The sequence below is a fragment of the Shewanella hafniensis genome (assembly GCF_019655335.1).
GTDB classification, from domain to species: Bacteria; Pseudomonadota; Gammaproteobacteria; order Enterobacterales; family Shewanellaceae; genus Shewanella; species Shewanella hafniensis.
In genome coordinates this window covers 15,318-31,696 of the sequence record NZ_BPFD01000054.1, presented here as the reverse complement: position 1 = coordinate 31,696, position 16,379 = coordinate 15,318, and the positions used below count along the sequence as shown (strand labels likewise).

The following is a 16,379-nucleotide window of genomic DNA, read 5'->3' as shown; positions in this document are numbered from 1 at the left end:
ATCCTTATTGTTACCTGATTTTATGAAATAATAAGATGATGATAAGTAAAAGTTAGCCCATATTTCATGTTTTTTTTGCATTTTTTCAAGACTGTTATCTGTAGACATAGAAGCTTCTAGTGCGCTAATTTTGTTCACTGGAGTTTTCTCTGTTGAAGAGTTACTTAATCTGATTACTTGGAAAATAGCGTAATATCTCGATGTTTTCCATATGTCATTCAGGGGATCTTGCCTTAGTATTTCTTCAACAGTTGATAGGTTCAACTTGGCTTGATTAAAAGCTTCATCTTTATGTTCAGTATAACTAAGCAAATCTGCGAGAGTTTGATAGCTTCCGCTTAGTTTTTCTAGCAAATAAGGACTTTTTATATGATTACCTAGTTCTAATTCGTTTTGTAGCTCTTTATGGATTGATATTGCTGTGTTTATGTCCCCCAAAGACACTGCCGCACTTGCTAACCAAGATCGAGCATTAGCCACATCCGCAATCAGCTGACTATCCTCAGGTGCTTTTGCCAAGGCGAGCAATTTAAGCCTTAATGACTCTTCAAAATCTTGCTGCGCTTTGGCAAATTCCTGCTGTTTCATCGAAACTGAGCCCAAAGTGTTATGGGCATAGGACAGCTCCATCAGCGCATCTTTATCCTCTGGCGCAAGGGCGTACATGGTTTGGCTGTATTTTAAGTATTGCTCGTAAAAAGGGCGTGACGCCGCCCAATCACTGACATCATATTTTAATTGTCCTAACCAGAACGCATTGGCACCTAAGGTTTTCAGTAGGGCTAAGTTTTCCGGCTGTACACTCAACAGCGGTAGCATTTTTTCCTGCGCGGCGAGCAGGGCGCTGCGGGCTTCATCGATTTTATTGCGCGAATAGGCGACTTCGCCCATGGCCTCTAAGGTTTGGCCGTGTTGGAAACGGGCATCAAAACTTAAGTGCGTATCATCTTCTTTATTGGAAAAATCACTGAAATATTCCAATGCCTTATTACTGATCCCGTCGAGTAAGTCCATTCGGCCGATGCCACGCATCTTATCGGCGAAGTCACCCACCATAAAGCCGAGCAGATCTTCGGCGGCGAGGCGTTTTTGCTGGGCCAGCTTTTCGGCTTCGATACTGCGAACGCTCATAATGACTGAGGTTAAGGTGAGTACACACAGCAGGGCGACTGTGATGCGCCTTGTCCAGCGCAGCATAGTGGCGCGTTTGCTGGAGGCGGCAATAAAGTCGGTTTCTCGCTCGTCTAAGTCAAACAAGGGGTTTTGCCTAAGGCTTTGGGCCTCTTTTAAGGGTTTTCCCTCGGCCAGCAAATAGGCGCTGTGTTTGGCTTCGCTGAGCCAACGCTTAGATAAATGCTGTAGGCGACTCTTAATACTCAAACTGTCGCTATGTTCGCTAATCCAAGCCGTCGCCCGCGGCCAACGGCGTAAAAGTGCTTCGTGGGCGATGCTAAAACAGGGTTCTCCATTTTGCAGATGTGACACGAATAAGCGGCTATCGACCATGGCTTGCACTAGGGCGGTTTCGGCCGTGCTTTGCAGTTGTGACCAGCGAGCGGTGCGGCTGGTGATGGACTTTTCATCTTCGCGCAGGGTGACTAATAGGGATAAAATCCGCGGCAGACTGGCTTTTTCGGCATCGCTTAAATGGGAAATCGCTTGCTCGGCATTTTTGCCAATCGCCCCTTCAATACCGCCAAGTGCATGATAAACCGAGACTAATAACTTATCGTCGGCGCTGCGTTGCAAATACAAGGCTTGCAGCGTGTATTGCAACATAGGCAACGCATCCGGGTTACTGGCGGCATCGCTGCAGAGCATTTCGTCGAGCGGCATCGCGGTGTCGCTGTCAACTTCCCAGCTTAAGTTGGCAGCCACCGCGGGCAGGCGGATCATTTGTAATAGCTCAGTGCGGGTTGGCGGCGCTAAGTCAAAATGGGCGCCGCGCGCTTTGCCCGCCATCAGGCTGGGATAATTGACCAGCAGCGGATAAAAATCGTTACGACAGGCACTGATGATAATCACGGTTTTTGAGGTGGCGAGTTGCTCCAATAATTCTATGAACTGGGTTCGTTCGGTATTGCTAAATAGCGGTGATGAGAGCAACACTTCTAATCGGTCGATAAACAAGGCAAAAAACGGATTGGAAAAAGGTTTAGCCTTGAGCGCTTGGGTGCACTGGTTGATCACGCTTTGGATATCATCGACGAGTTGAATCGCCAGAGTCTCAGCGCTCATGCCTTCGAATACTGGGATGTCGTTGATTTCCCAGTCGAGCATAGCACTGGCAAGATCGGTGAGTAGTTGCCCTTTACTCACATCGGCAAAATCTAAGCTGCTGAATGACGCGACACCAATGCCGTTATAGCCGTCGCCCTTCATTAAATTGGGCACAACACCCGCATTTATCAGGGAGGATTTACCGCTGCCACTTGGACCTAAGATCAGGCAGAAGGCACGGCCAAACAGGATTTGTTGACTGATCCGGTTAAGCAAAGTGCTGATTTGTTCACTGCGGCCAAAAAACACCTCGGCATAGTTAGCGCTATAGGCTTGCAGCCCCGGAAAGGGAGAGCCGCCTTGCCAACTCTGTGGGCTGGCGGTGGCTTGGTGTCCGATAGGAAAACGCACTTCGGCTAAGGTGCGATAGCCGCGTTTGCGTATGGTCTCAATGTAACGGGATTCGGTGGCACTATCGCCTAAGGCGCGACGTAACTGATTGATAATCTTATGTAGTGGATTGTCGCCCGTGTCGACCCCCGGCCAGCAGTGGCTGACTATTTCATCACTGCTGATGACTTCGCCCGCCCGTTGGCAGAGAAATAACAGCACATCCATCGCCTTGGGCTCAAGTTGTTTGACTTGTTTGCCAAGGAGCAGACTATTGGCGCTGGGATTGATTTGCCATTCACCAAAGAAAAATGTGCTGTCACTCATAACGATGTCCATTTATTGAGTATTGACCATGGCACGGTAAAAACTTGCGCCGTGAGTCACTCTTATTGTTATACGTATTGTTATAAAGATCTGTGCTTGTCATTCAAAGGTCTGATGTCAAGACCTTGACATTATGCCGTTGATGATTGTTATTTAAAAGGAATAACCCTTGATAATCAATGTAAATTTTATCAGGGTGAGGTGTGGTAAATAGTCTTTAGCTTGTCATTTTTCTGTCAACAGTTTGTGCATTGCGCTAGATGTTAAATAAGGTGATGGCTTTTAGGTGTAGATTGCAAAAGATCAACAATAAAAAAGTGCCCGTGATTGGGCACTTTGGATTAGCGCGATAAGGTTAGTGCCTTGGCTTGATAGCTTAATCTGGCCATTTGACCTTGATCTTGCAGTTCTAATTCATTGAGTTCGAAGGGCGGCTGTAAACCCGAGGCTTGGATGAGCTTAGGATCTAACATCAGCTTTAACTTTGGCGACTCTGGGGTCAGCCAATTAGCCGCTTGGGTACGTAGAATCGCCACCTTTTGACCTTCGGCATTGGTGCCGGTTAACGTGCCACTTAAGCCAAAACGTCCCGCCTCGGCGACCGATAACTCAAAGTTGATTTGGTTAGGCAGACCTTTATCCCAAACCGTGAGCACTTCGGGCTTGATGCTCGCCGAATTGACATAGGACTTAAAGACAGATTTGACCGTGCGCTGCACTGGGCGGCCATCGACTTGGGTTTGCACTGTAATTTCAACTTCACTGAAACCCGCATTGCTGCTCGAAAGTGCCACGCCTGTGGGGAGCACCGCTTGCCATGCCTCACCTTGTTTTACCATCAAGAGTGGTCGCATATCGCCATCTGCTTGTTTGAGTGTTGCCTGCGGCACGAAGGTGTTATCACTTTGGCTGAGTGCGAGTTCAAGCCCAAGGGTTTGCGCATCAGCCGCGATAGCGGAGGAGGCTTTGACACTCAGTTGATAGGGCGAGCCTTTTTCCTTCACATTGACTAAGTAGTTGGCGTTTGGCGTTAACGGCTGACTGACCTGCAGGCGATATTGGCCCGGTGTGGCTTTCGCCGACATTTGCAGTGCGCTGGAATCATCGGTTAATCCTGCGCTAGCAAGGGCATCGGCGTTGGCCATCGATTTGACCAATGACTCATTGGTGTTTATCCCACTGCTGTTGGCCGCTTTGCCTTGGGCTGACTGATTAGGGCTAACGCGCTGAATTTGTACGCGCTCAGGGGCAATAGCCTCTGCATGCATTAAGGCGCCAGAACTGGTATCGCCCCGAGGCGCAATGCGCACTAGGCTCGACGCTTGGCTCATGGTGAGGCCCACGCCCGCATTAAGCTGCGCGCCGGTTACATTGACCCAATACTCGTCACTTTGGCTGGCTTGTTCAAGCTGCGGTGCGCTTGCCTGATACTCGCCATACAAAGGGGTGATAAAGCTAATGTAGTCCGTACTGGTGTTAATGGGCGCCAGTGTTGGACTGGCAATATTGCTATCGACAAGATCGGTATTGCTCGGCGCGGCTAGGGTTAACCCTTTGGCGTACATAGGGCTGGCATTGGTTTTGGGATCTATGGGTGTGGCTTCGTCTTGGCAGGCTGCGAGCAGTCCGCTTAGCGCCAAGATACTGGCAAGTTTGCTGAGTGTGTGCATCTTAGTGCTCCTTAAATGTGGTTGCGGATCAGCGTGTCTAAATTGAAACACGCACGGCGGCTCTGCTGATGGCTTAGGGGTTCTTGGCCACGGGTCTTTTGTTTATCGGTAAACCAGACTGTGCCAGCCGCCTTTTGCGAGCTGCAATTTAAGAAGCCATCGGAGCAGCTATCGAGCCAGTTTTGAGTCGTTTCGAGCGCGACTTGGTATTGATAACCCGCGCAGTAACTGTCGCTGTCCCAAATGGCGGAATCAACATTTGAGCCCACCACGACTTCGAAGGGTTTACCTAAGCTTGGGCGACCTGCAGTGCCGTAGAGCATAGTGTTGTTGTAGTTTGCCATCCAACCCACTTGCTGTTGTTTCACCGCATTGCTGCCATAGCCTAAGAGCCAGCCTAAGCTGGTTTCGAACACATTACCTTGGTTCACCGCATCGGCGAGCGGCGTACCAGCACTGGAAGGGGCGAGGGCGATAACCTTTGAGGTGGCGTTGATCACCGCAGGATAACGGCTGTCCCACGTAGGGTTAGATAAAATCCACCGCACTACGTTGCCACCATTGGAGTGGGTCAGCAAAATTAAGTCGTCGATATTTTTGGCTTGGATAAAGCTATTGAGCTGGGTCGCCAGACAACCTGCGGCGCTTTCTTCCCACATATATTGGTCAAAGTCGCAGTTGATCACTGTGTAATTGTTTGGCACTGGGATGCCTTGGCGCACTGAGTTAACAAATTCGGGCGTCCAGTAATCGGCTAAGGCATTGGTCTGGTGACCCGTACCGTGGATAAAGGCAACTCCGGTTGCAGCGAGTGTCGCTGGGCTGACAGCTAACAGACCCAAGAGCATGAGGGCTTTTTTGATCTTCATGGGTATATCTCGTGTTGTTGGTCTTGTTGATAGTGGCCGCGCAGTCCGTTGTGACTGTTTAGGGCAAATCGGTTAATGCTGAGGATTTGCCGTAATTTAGCGTTAAATCGGCTGACATGGCTCGGGTTATATGCGCCATAGGCGCGGGTTACTCACTTTGGGTAGAACATGATTTAAGGCCTGAATACGACGGGATAGGGTGAATGCGCTAGTTTAGGTTGGCAGCCAATGTGATTGCCGTAACTTAGCCATTATCAACAGGACTTAACTCAAGCTTCTTAACCTAGACGTAACATTTTTAGCTGGCAAGTAAAAAATCACCATATAATTGAATAGCATGGCAGCATTTTAAAGCATGCGTTTTAATATCAATATCGAGGGTGATAAGGTGATGATAAGCAATGACTAATAAATGGTGCTGCGTTTTATGGTGTTTGAAATCATGGCTCGATTACGCAAAAGAATTTTCTGTGACATTGGCTTTGCGTTTGAATTAATCGGTTTATCGTTCTGTATATAAAGGTTTTTTGGATAAATTCGCTAAACTTAGCCACTCGCTTTGTGAGATCGACATCAGCTTAGTGCATTTACAGCGTAAACCGATTAGGCTGAGCTGAGTTAACGTAGTATCAATGTGATAAATACAAATTGGGTAGTTTTTACAGGGATAAGGGAGAATAAGTTTGGCGATAGAACGTAATGAGATGGTGAGCTGCTTAAGTGGATTACAATGCCGCACTAACTTCAGCATAAAAAACATTACCGAATACATGCTCCCAGATACTAAAGAGGCCTTCTATTTACACCTCGACGGTAAATCACCGAACTTGATTATTCGGCCCGCGTTTGAGGTTTTTTCTGGCGAACTCGCCACCATTGCAGGCGTGCATGCCAAATATGATTATTTCCATAATGGGGAGATGACCCGTTTTCCAAAGCGTCTGCATAAGAGTCTGACCGAAACCCACTATGGCCTTGCCTTTAGCTTTGACACAGTCGAAGCCGTGCAGCAATTTGTTAGCCGTTTAGGTGCCATAGTCAAAGGTGGATAAATTTTAGTCTGGGTATTTTAGAGTTAAATTCCTCAATACCCATGAAAATGAGGAATTTAACTGCTGCCTTTTTACGCGGCGTTTCAGTATATTCATCAGTAGATGAATTTTGCTGGAGCCTGCCATGTCGCTTATTCCCGGTCGTCCTAGGGGCGTTGTTCCATTTACTGCCCAAGCTGAATCGCCGCCCATTCTCGGTCGTCCAAAGGGGAACTCAGACGCGCGCCAACGCTTAATTACCGCTGCTTTAAGTCTCTTTAGTCATCGCAGTTATCCTACTGTGTCTACCCGTGAAATTGCCCGCGAAGCCGAGGTCGATGCCGCGCTTATCCGTTACTATTTTGGTTCGAAAGCGGGTTTGTTCGAACAAATGGTGCGGGAAACCCTTGAGCCCGTATTCACCCGCTTACGCGAAATATCCGCGGCTGAAGCGCCGAATAATGTCGGCGAAATCATGCAGACCTACTATCGCGTTATGGCGCCCAACCCTGGCTTGCCACGGCTGATTATACGGGTGTTGCAGGAGGGCGATGGCTCGGAACCCTATCGGATTATCTTGTCTGTGTTTGAGCAAGTGTTAACTCTGTCGCGGCAATGGCTCGAATCCACGTTAGTTAATTCGGGATTATTAAAAGAGGGCGTCGACCCCGATTTAGCACGGCTAAGTTTTGTGAGTCTTATGGTATTTCCGCTTATTGCCCCGCCCGTATTGATGCGTCAGTTCGGCTTTTTTAGTGCCGATACCGACGGTTTACAGCGTTTGGCCTTGCACAATATGCAGGTTTTTACGCAGGGACTTTTACGTGATCCAAGGAGCCAGTCATGAGCCCAACGAAGGGGTTGACCTTGTTAAATGGCAGTCAGTTAAGCAACAACATTGCATTAGCCAAGCGAATCATGACAGGTATCGTTTTAGGCTGTTTGCTGCTGCAATTAGCGGCTTGCAGCGAAGCGCCGCCGAGCGTCCTTGGCACAGTCGAGCGTGACAGGCTGACGCTTACCGCGCCCGTGGGTGAGTTGATTACTCGGGTGAATGTGGTTGAAGGTCAGCAGGTTAAGGCGGGCGAAGTGCTACTCACACTCGATTCGACCTCGGCCAATGCGCGCCTTGCCCTGCGTCAAGCCGAGCTTGAACAAGCCAAGGCTAAGCTGTCTGAGGCGGTGACTGGTGCGCGTTTAGAGGATATAGAACGCGCTAAGGCCGTGCTCGATGGGGCGAATGCCAGCGTGAAAGAAGCGCAGCGTGCGTTTGAGCGTACCAACCGTTTGTATGCCACTAAAGTGCTGAGCCAAGCGGATTTAGATACCGCCCGTGCGGCGCGGGATACCAGTTTAGCCAAGCAAGCCGAGGCGGAGCAAAGCCTGCGTCTATTAGAAAATGGCACCCGTAGTGAGCAGCTAGAACAAGCTAAAGCCGCGGTGGCCGCCGCCAGCGCCAGTGTCGCTATTGAACAAAAAGCCTTAGCCGACTTGAGCTTAGTGGCGGCGCGTGACGCCGTTGTCGATACGCTACCTTGGCGAGTCGGCGATCGTATTGCGGCGGGCACTCAGCTGATTGGTTTGTTGGCGAGCGAGCATCCCTATGTGCGGGTTTATCTGCCCGCGACTTGGTTAGACAGAGTGAAGGCGGGTGATAAGGTCAATATCCGAGTGGATGGCCGCGAAATGCCGATTGCTGGCACTGTGCGTAATATCCGCAGTCAGCCCGCTTATACGCCGTTTTATGCGCTGAATGAGCGTGACCGAGCACGGTTGATGTATCTGACAGATATTACGATTTCTGCCGAGGGACAGGATTTACCGACGGGCATGGCATTAGCCGTGGAGCTGCCATGAGCCACACCGACTTTGCTATCGAGACCCAAGGCATGACCCGCGCCTTTGGTGGCGTGAATGCGGTGGCAGACCTCGATCTCGCGATTCCCAAGGGCACTATTTATGGGTTTCTTGGCCCCAATGGCTGCGGAAAGTCCACTTCAATTCGCATGTTGACTGGGCTGTTGAGTCCAACATCGGGGGAAATCCGCGTCTTGGGTGAAACCTTACCCGGCGCCGAGGAAAAACTGCGTCGCCGTATCGGCTATATGACGCAAAAATTCTCCCTGTACGACAATCTTTCGGTGCGGGAAAACTTAGAGTTTGTCGCGCAAATTTATGGTTTGAACCGCCGAGCCTCAAAGCAACGGATAGCCGAATTAGTCACACTATACGATTTAGTCGGCCGTGAAAAACAAATGGCGGGCTCCATGAGTGGCGGCCAGAAGCAGCGTTTGGCCTTAGCGGCGGCGACTTTGCATCACCCCGAATTGTTATTTCTCGACGAGCCGACATCGGCGGTCGACCCCGAGAATCGACGCGAGTTTTGGGAGCGCTTATTTGATCTCTGCGCCCAAGGCACCACGATTCTTGTGTCGACTCACTATATGGATGAAGCCGAGCGTTGCCACGGTCTGGCGATTTTAGAGCGGGGGATAAAACGCGCCGACGGTTCACCCCAGCAGCTGATGGCGGCGATGGGCGCTCGGGTGGTTGAAATTTCAGGGGATGATTTACGCAATTTAAAACAATCATTGATCAGCGAGTCAGCGGTATTGTCGGCGGCGCAAATCGGCAGTCGTTTACGTGTGTTAGTGCGCAGCGATATTGAAGATCCACTCGCTTGGCTTAAACCTCGGATTGCCAGCCGGACGATGGAAGAAGTGCGCGCTAGCCTAGAAGATGTGTTTGTCACTTGCACCGGCGAGCGTTTGGCTGGGGTGTCCAAGGGAGCAACTGACCATGTGGCGTAGAATTTTTGCAATTGTCGTCAAAGAGCTGCGGCAATTATCACGGGATCGTATGACCTTTGGCATGATAGTCATGATCCCGCTGGTGCAACTGATGTTGTTTGGTTATGCCATCAATACCGATGCGCGCCATTTGCCCGCGGGGCTGGTGAATTTGAGCGATTCTGCCTACAGCCGCTCATTGGTGCAGGCGGTAGAAGCGACGCAGGTGGTGGATTTCAAACAGCGTTATTTAAGTGCAGCCGAGGCAGAGGCGGCGATCACTCGCGGCGAAGTTAAAGCTGTGCTGTATTTGCCCGCCGATCTCGATGAGCGCTTAGTGCGTCACCCAAGCTTTGCGGGTCAGCAATATTTAGCCCAGCCTTATCTATCACAACCTGTCGGGCAATGGCTGGTGGACGGTTCTGATACGGTTGTCGCCTCAACCATTCGTAGCCTTAGGCAAATGCCGCTGGATGAAATCGCAGGGAGAGCGCAAAAAACCGTGATGCCGAGTTTTGAAGTGGTGCAATATTTCAACCCTGAGCAACGCTCTGTGGTCAATATAGTGCCCGGCCTGCTGGGCGTGATTTTGACTATGACCATGGTGATGTTTACCTCCGCCGCCATAGTGCGTGAGCGCGAGCAGGGTAATATGGAGTTTTTGATCACTACGCCAGTGCGGCCGCTGGAGTTGATGCTGGGTAAAATCGTGCCCTATGTGATCGTCGGCTTTGTGCAAGTGACCATTATCCTGAGCGCAGGGCATTTGTTGTTTGATGTGCCGATTCGTGGCGGGCTTGATTCCATAGCCCTTGCCGCTATGTTGTTCATTTGCGCCAGTTTAACTTTAGGACTAGTGATTTCGACCATAGCGAAAACCCAGTTGCAATCGATGCAAATGACGGTATTTATCCTGTTGCCATCGATTCTCTTGTCGGGGTTTATGTTCCCCTACGAAGCCATGCCTATCGCGGCGCAGTGGATTGCCGAAGCCTTACCCGCAACCCACTTTATGCGCATGTCACGGGCCATAGTGCTACGCGATGCCCAAGTGATGGATCTGCAATTTGATGCCCTGTGGATGATAGGTTTTACCTGTGTCGGGCTATTTATCGCCAGTATGAGATTCTCTAAGCGTCTAGATTAATATTGTTAACAGCATGCTGATAGCCGCATGACAGGCTATCAGCGACAGGGAATGAGGTTGTGCTAGCTTGGGCTGTGAATTATGATGCCGTTTTCCAAATCTAGGGTGAAACGGAGTTCAATTGGATATTCAATGGAAGCCAAAAACTTGGCTCGCAGTATTATTAGGTATATTTTTTCAGCCGTTTGTATTTTTATACGTTAATCAATTTAAATATTTTATTCGATATTGTATTGGTGCGCTGATTATCGCGGCCGTGGATGTATTTTTACACTCAAATTATTTCCCATTTAAATCGGGGAATATGGCTTGGCTTCAACATATTTACCTTTCTTGGTTATTTATTGTTATTTGTCCCATTCACGGGTTTATGATCGCCCGTCGTTACGATATTACTCAACCCCGCCGCTGGTATGCTCGCTGGTGGATAGTGTTAGCGAGTTACGCTTTGATGATGTTGCCGCTGATTGTGTTACGAGGTTTTTTCTTTGAGCCTTTTAGTATTCCGGCCTCTTCCATGAAGCCGACGTTAGCGCCCGGCAATCATGTGTTGGTGAGCAAATATGGTTTTGGTAACTATCGATATCTAGGTTTTCAACTGGCTAAGTCGACGCCATCGGTCACACCCGCAAGAGGGGATATATTGGTATTTCAATACCCTGCAAACCCGAAAATTGACTATGTTAAACGTGTCATTGGTTTACCCGGCGATAGGATTATCTATCGTGATAAAACCATTTTTGTGCAGAAAGCCTGTGATGTATCGAGGGAAGCGTGTACAGAATTGGACTCACAATACGAACGTATCGATAAAAAATTATTACCCGAGTTGAGTACTGAGACTCAAGCCGTTTACCAAGAGTCGCTGGATGACATTCGCTATCAGGTATTATTACTCCGCCATCAGAAAGAACTGGTTGATCGCTATTATGTGCAGGAAAACACATTAAGGGGTGAATGGTTAGTTCCCGCTGGTCAGTATTTCGTCTTAGGTGATAACAGAGACAATAGCTTAGATAGTCGATATTTTGGGTTTATTCCTCAAGACTTGATTATTGGTAAAGTGATATATATTTGGTAAGGCTGAGCGCTGATGGGGATAACCTAATACGGGCTTATTGGTGTTATCCCTAATCAAATTTCTGCAAAGCATTTTAGCCTGAGGTTTTATTAGCCTCTTGTGCAAAAATAGCTTGAATGTGTATTTTGAGATCCAATTAATAATCCAGAGTTTGATATAGCGCAAACTATAGATAAACAGTCGCGCTAAGCCATTGAAATCGATATTGCTTAATTAGGATATCCCTTACACTACTGCTAGGGCCATTGCCGCCATCATGCTTAGGGAAGGGAATTCATTATGCCTGCAATCATTTGTCATAGCGCGCTCGAAGCCGTTGCATTAATTCAAAGTGGCGAGACGCTGTGGACGCATTCCATGGGCGCCACGCCGCGTATCTTACTCGATGCGTTGGCGCAGCACGCACTCACTAAAGACAATCTTACCTTATTACAGTTACATACAGAGGGCGCTGAATCCTTAAGCCATCCGAGTTTACAGGGACATTTACGCCATCGATGTTTTTTCGGTGGCGTGCCGACGCGAGCATTATTGCAAAGTGGTGATGCTGATTACGTGCCGATTTTCCTGTCGGAAGTGCCTAAGTTATTTCGCTCCGGCGAGCAAAAAATTGATACTGCTATTATCCAAGTCTCGCCGCCCGATAAGCACGGCATGTGTTCCTTAGGCATTTCGGTTGAAGCCACGCTCGCAGCCTGCCAAGTGGCGGGCAAGATCATCGCCCATATTAATCCACAAATGCCACGTACCCACGGTGATGGGTTTATCCATATCGACCGTTTTGCCGCTGTGTATGAAGAAAGTGCGGCCTTGCCGATCCATTCTTTTGGTACGGGCGATGCCGTGAGTCTGGCGATTGGCAAAAATGTCGCCCAATTGGTACGCGATGGCGATTGCCTGCAGATGGGCATAGGCGCAATCCCCGATGCCGTTTTATCTTGCTTAACCGACCATAAGGATTTGGGCGTTCACACTGAGCTATTTTCTGACGGCATATTACAACTGGTTGAAAAGGGCGTGATTAACAACAGCAAGAAGCGATTTTATCCGGGGAAACTGGTCACAGGTTTTGCCTTGGGTAGTCAAAAATTATACGACTATGTTGATGATAATCCTGCGGTTATCTTTATGGACATAGAGCAAGTCAACGACACGTCTATTATCCGTAAAAACCCTAATGTGATGGCGATTAACTCGGCGCTACAGGTCGACCTTTCTGGCCAAGTGTGTGCCGATTCGATTGGCACTAAAATCTATTCCGGCGTCGGCGGCCAGATGGATTTTATCCGCGGCGCAGGCTTATCCGAAGGCGGTCGCTCTGTGATTGCGCTACCAAGCACGGCTGCGGGCGGCACGATTTCCCGCATTGCAAGCGTGTTATCACCTGGCGCGGGTGTCGTTACCACTCGGGCCCATGTGCATTACATTGTGACCGAATATGGCGCTGCCAATCTACGCGGCCGTTCATTGCGCGAACGGGCACAAGCGTTGATCGCCATCGCTCACCCAGATTTTAGGGAGCAACTGAGTCGTGATGCCTTCGATGTTTGGGGCTTAAGACTGTAGTTTTCAGGTGTGATCCCTCGTTCAGAACCGGCGCTCAGTCTTCATTGATGGCAAGCATATACATAAAGAGAGGTAGGCTGGGCGTACTAGATCCCCCGCGCTCAATGTTTTAATATGCCCGCTCGATATTATCTGTTCAGTGTTAATTGAATTGCTTAAAGTATTTTAACGCTTTGATAAGAAAGGACTGAACTGCTAAATAAAAGGATGTTTGTCAATGCTGTACCACTTAGAAGCGACCAATCCACTCGAACAATGTTTTGAAAAGGCATTAAGCAATAATGCGCACGCTGAGGCGTTTTATCAGCAATTGAGCCAAGCAAAACTCTTTATCTTGAGTGAGGGTAGCGAGGATGCGCCGCAGGCGGGCGATGGTGCTATCGCGATCAGCATCAAGCAATGGTATATCCCCTTAGAAGATGGCAGCGATCATCCTTTTACCCCTATTTTTACCTCTCAAATTGCGGTTGATAAAGCCATTGAGCTGATGAAAAGCGAAGGCACTGAGTACCATGGCGTGATGGAACTCGAAGCGGCCACGATTTTTCAGCTGCTATTGCAGTCGGGCAATGATATGGCGCTGAATCCCAACAGTAATATGTCGAAAACCTTAGATGAAGATGAGATCCGCTACATGCTATTACCGGATTTTTCTTTGGTTGAACAAAGGGGCGCACTGGTTATTCTGGGCAAAGTCTTCAGTGATGAACTGCCCATTTTTGCGGAGTTAAAGGAAATACTCTCAAACTATAAGCGTGTCCATAAAGCCTATCTTATCGAATCCAACTCGTTGAACTTTGGTAGGAGTTGCACAGATCATGCGCTCTGTTTGATGGTGCAGTTTGTCGCTGATGATGCCGATGATTTAAGCCGGATCAGGGCAGATGTGGATAGAATGCAGCGCAAAATGGACCCCAGTAGTTGGGAGGTGAAAGTGCATCAAATGCGCGCAGATGTTCAAGAACCCCTCGGACAGTTTTGTGTTGAAAAAGCCGAGCCTTTTTACCGTCAGTCGTTGTTTGCAAAAATGAAGCGCTGGTTTGCCTAATCATAAATAACAGGCTAATTTATTTTTTGCAGCAAAGCTGCTTCGTCCCACAAGCATTGTAACCAAAGTAAGTAAAACGCTTAAGTGAGCGTGATACATGTACGGAGATATATGGAAATTTCATTACTTGCCGATAATCCTTCAGCTATAGAAACTGTCGCTAGATGGTATTTCAACGAATGGTGCCGAGATAGTGGTAGTTATACCGAGGATGAAGTAGTTAAAAAAGTTTCAACATCTATAAATCGAGATACCGCTCCAATTCTGATCATCGGGAAAGTGAATGGCGTTCTTGCTGGATCAGCAGAACTAAAAATTCGAGAAATGGACATATATCCAGAATTTGAATTTTGGCTTGGTGGTGTTTACGTCACTAAGCAGGCTAGGGGACAAGGCGTCGCCTCAAAACTAGTAAAAGAGATCATATCGCTAGCGCATAAAATAGGCGTTAAAAACCTGTACCTTCAAACAGAGGATTTAACCGGAGGTTTGTATTTGCAACACGGCTTTGAGCCTATAGAACAGGTCAATTATAAAGGTATAAATGTACTGGTTATGAGCGCAAACATCGGTGCATAAGCAGTTTTGAAAGACGAAAATCAAGTCATTTAAATTAAAACCTAGTGTTTGCACTTCCATTAAATCGAAATAAGTTGTCGATGTTGGAGTGTGTTATGCCGCAAGAAAAAGACAGGTCAGGCATAGTATTTTCTGCTCAATGAACAAATCTCCCCCTTATTCGATGGGTTTTGTACCGATAAGCCCCGTGTTTACGGCGGTAAAGTTCGCAACTCCTTTGGTTTTCCTTCAAAGTTTAATGGTTGTGACCATCCCCTTGAGCTGCTCGTTAACTTAAAACATAACAGCAGAGCCGAAATCTATATCAAAACCAGCAGTAACTTCGAAGATGAGTATCTGTTTATCGTCCTTAAAAAGGCCGATGAATGGCGTATCGATAGCTATAAGAATCGTCGCTATGGCAATGAGAAATGGAGCACACAAATCCTGTGATTGGGCTTTATTTTCATGCTCGAATCGTAAAAATGCTACACAAACTTAGAGCTAATAAGGTCGGCTTAAACTCAGTGATTTGACGTAATTTCAAACGATATTTTTTAGGTGGAAAAACTCTATGCTATTAGATCATCAGCTCGTTGCACGGATCAAAGCCGAGATAATGCAGTTTACAACAGTGGAGGTTGAACGGTTTTTATTAAGCCATCCAGATAAAACCTTTTATGCCTTCGCCTTCGATACAAATGCCGAATACGCTGAATTAAATCTTTGTTTTAATACTGAATTGGATTTCCAGCGTTGCTTAGCCTATTACCAGTCGGGGGAATGGGCAGCGTCATACCAAAACCCTGAAGCCATCCAAGAGCTTAAGTTCAATATGGGTGACTGGGAGTATCAATGTGTGAGTACGCTTTATGTGCTTTCAGAGGGCGAGATGCAAGCCATTCAACAGCGCTTACCCGAGGATGACTTTAGCGAGTGGGAAGCCATAGTGGGGCAAATACGTTTGATATTTTCCGAATGCCTACAACTGTTTACCCAGACGGAAGTGTATCAAGCGATACCTAAGACCGATGACTTTATCGCCTTTAGTATCGACCATGATGAAGATGTTGCCGATATGCTGGCCGATAGAGTGAAATGAACTGAATGACCATTTCCCTCGTCGAGTCATCACTAGACTACTTTAAGCGTAGATTCTGATCTCCAATTGCTCGATGATCTGGCTCCCTTGTTCGAGGCCTACATGATGAACAATTTCCGTTTTAATTAACTCAACATAATTTGGTTGGATATTGTAGTCATCATCAAAAAGGGCATCGCCTGCGTGGGTGATGAGTGTTGCTAAGGCATTAAAGCAGCGAGACATTTGGGCTAAATCGGCAAAAAGAAGGCGGGGCACCCAGCGGCCAGCTCCATGGCGAGTGAAAAGAATGTGCCCATCCTTTAAATGATAAATTAAGGGATCGCCATGGGAGCTTGCCAGTACTAACCAATTATCATCCCAAGCAGGTTCCCGCGCTTGGGTGATACCGTGCCAACGATAACCCATTTGAAAATCGATTAAGTCTTCAAATCTTGGAAATTCGAATAGGGCAAAACCGATATCGAGTTGGCGTGATTCAGGAATATCAGAGCTAAACCATGGCTTTAATGCTGGTGGGATGATCAAGTCCATCGTGATTACATTCCTTTGTCGTAAGCAATGAGCAGATTGCGATGCGG

At 47.9% G+C, this 16,379-nt stretch carries 15 protein-coding genes; 11 read left to right on the top strand and 4 right to left on the bottom strand.

Annotation, left to right across the window (positions count from 1 at the left end):
* From K5Q99_RS15125 to K5Q99_RS15115, 3 genes are all read right to left on the bottom strand, one after another.
* Positions 1–2,937, bottom strand: a 2,937-nt coding sequence (locus K5Q99_RS15125) for an nSTAND1 domain-containing NTPase (RefSeq protein WP_220777333.1), incomplete at its 3' end; no start/stop codon positions are given.
* Positions 2,938–3,278: 341 nt separating this feature from the next.
* Positions 3,279–4,607 carry a DUF4785 domain-containing protein gene (locus tag K5Q99_RS15120; RefSeq protein ID WP_220777332.1) on the bottom strand — a complete coding sequence of 443 codons (1,329 nt, stop codon included), beginning with the start codon at positions 4,605–4,607 and terminating at the stop codon, positions 3,279–3,281.
* 11 nt (positions 4,608–4,618) lie between these two features.
* Complete coding sequence (locus K5Q99_RS15115) at positions 4,619–5,476, bottom strand: lipase family protein (protein ID WP_220777331.1); 858 nt, start codon at positions 5,474–5,476, stop codon at positions 4,619–4,621.
* 704 nt (positions 5,477–6,180) lie between these two features.
* Between K5Q99_RS15115 and K5Q99_RS15110 the strand changes: the two genes are divergently transcribed.
* The 11 genes from K5Q99_RS15110 to K5Q99_RS15060 all read left to right on the top strand — a co-directional run bounded on the left by K5Q99_RS15110 (position 6,181) and on the right by K5Q99_RS15060 (position 15,798).
* Positions 6,181–6,528 (top strand): hypothetical protein, encoded by a 348-nt coding sequence (locus K5Q99_RS15110; protein WP_106651802.1) that lies wholly within the window; start codon positions 6,181–6,183, stop codon positions 6,526–6,528.
* A gap of 124 nt (positions 6,529–6,652) precedes the next feature.
* On the top strand, positions 6,653–7,354 hold the full coding sequence (locus K5Q99_RS15105; protein WP_106650076.1) for a TetR/AcrR family transcriptional regulator: 702 nt from the start codon (positions 6,653–6,655) through the stop codon (positions 7,352–7,354).
* A 71-nt stretch (positions 7,355–7,425) separates the two neighbouring features.
* Entirely contained in the window at positions 7,426–8,364 is a 939-nt protein-coding gene (locus K5Q99_RS15100; protein ID WP_373317085.1) for an HlyD family secretion protein, read from the top strand.
* Positions 8,361–9,317 (top strand): ABC transporter ATP-binding protein, encoded by a 957-nt coding sequence (locus K5Q99_RS15095; protein WP_220777329.1) that lies wholly within the window; start codon positions 8,361–8,363, stop codon positions 9,315–9,317. The genes K5Q99_RS15100 and K5Q99_RS15095 overlap by 4 nt, the downstream gene beginning before the upstream one ends.
* Entirely contained in the window at positions 9,307–10,443 is a 1,137-nt protein-coding gene (locus K5Q99_RS15090; protein ID WP_220777328.1) for an ABC transporter permease, read from the top strand. The genes K5Q99_RS15095 and K5Q99_RS15090 overlap by 11 nt, the downstream gene beginning before the upstream one ends.
* A 121-nt stretch (positions 10,444–10,564) precedes the next feature.
* Positions 10,565–11,524 (top strand): signal peptidase I, encoded by a 960-nt coding sequence (lepB, locus tag K5Q99_RS15085; protein WP_220777327.1) that lies wholly within the window; start codon positions 10,565–10,567, stop codon positions 11,522–11,524.
* 279 nt (positions 11,525–11,803) lie between these two features.
* Complete coding sequence (locus K5Q99_RS15080; protein ID WP_220777326.1) at positions 11,804–13,090, top strand: acetyl-CoA hydrolase/transferase family protein; 1,287 nt, start codon at positions 11,804–11,806, stop codon at positions 13,088–13,090.
* A gap of 217 nt (positions 13,091–13,307) precedes the next feature.
* Positions 13,308–14,138: an enhanced serine sensitivity protein SseB C-terminal domain-containing protein gene (locus K5Q99_RS15075; protein ID WP_220777325.1), complete on the top strand. Its 831-nt coding sequence runs from the start codon at positions 13,308–13,310 to the stop codon at positions 14,136–14,138.
* Between the two features lie 111 nt (positions 14,139–14,249).
* Complete coding sequence (locus K5Q99_RS15070) at positions 14,250–14,717, top strand: GNAT family N-acetyltransferase (protein WP_220777324.1); 468 nt, start codon at positions 14,250–14,252, stop codon at positions 14,715–14,717.
* Positions 14,718–14,849: 132 nt separating this feature from the next.
* A complete protein-coding gene (locus K5Q99_RS15065; protein ID WP_220777334.1) occupies positions 14,850–15,149 on the top strand; it encodes an NTF2 fold immunity protein in 300 nt (99 codons plus the stop codon).
* 121 nt (positions 15,150–15,270) lie between these two features.
* Complete coding sequence (locus K5Q99_RS15060) at positions 15,271–15,798, top strand: DUF4303 domain-containing protein (protein ID WP_220777323.1); 528 nt, start codon at positions 15,271–15,273, stop codon at positions 15,796–15,798.
* 42 nt (positions 15,799–15,840) lie between these two features.
* Here the strand turns inward: K5Q99_RS15060 and K5Q99_RS15055 are convergent, their stop codons facing one another.
* A complete protein-coding gene (locus K5Q99_RS15055) occupies positions 15,841–16,332 on the bottom strand; it encodes a hypothetical protein (RefSeq protein WP_220777322.1) in 492 nt (163 codons plus the stop codon).
* Positions 16,333–16,379 lie beyond the last annotated feature (47 nt).